1 protein-coding gene is annotated in these 322 nt (G+C 50.6%); it reads right to left on the bottom strand.

All coding sequences use genetic code 11. The features are described from left to right. Window positions 1-322: DUF7149 domain-containing protein (locus tag IAQ59_RS22490; RefSeq protein ID WP_245189781.1), on the bottom strand; the 322-nt coding region annotated here is incomplete at both ends.

A 322-nucleotide genomic window follows, 5' to 3' on the forward strand; every position in this document is an offset into this window, starting at 1 on the left:
CAAAGGCCTTAAAATCCTTTACCAGCGCCTTGTTTTGGGCAAATGCCTTTTCAAATACCGCGGAATCAAACACAAACCACTCATAGATATTGGTAATGATCAGATGTTTAACGGCTAGGTTTCCATGAGTGATGCGCTCTCGCAGGAAGTACAGTACCAGTTCCTGAAAGGATTTGGCATTCAGATTCACTCTCACTCCTACCTCCCCTTCCGCCGAAGGCGGGAGGGAAGCCTCCCCCTCTCCGGCGGGGAGAGGGGGCCTGGGGATGAGGGCGTTAAACCCGATCATCTCACTCTTATTGGTGGGTTTCTTGGTTTCCAA

Source organism: Lunatimonas salinarum (assembly GCF_017811155.1).
GTDB lineage: Bacteria > Bacteroidota > Bacteroidia > Cytophagales > Cyclobacteriaceae > Lunatimonas > Lunatimonas salinarum.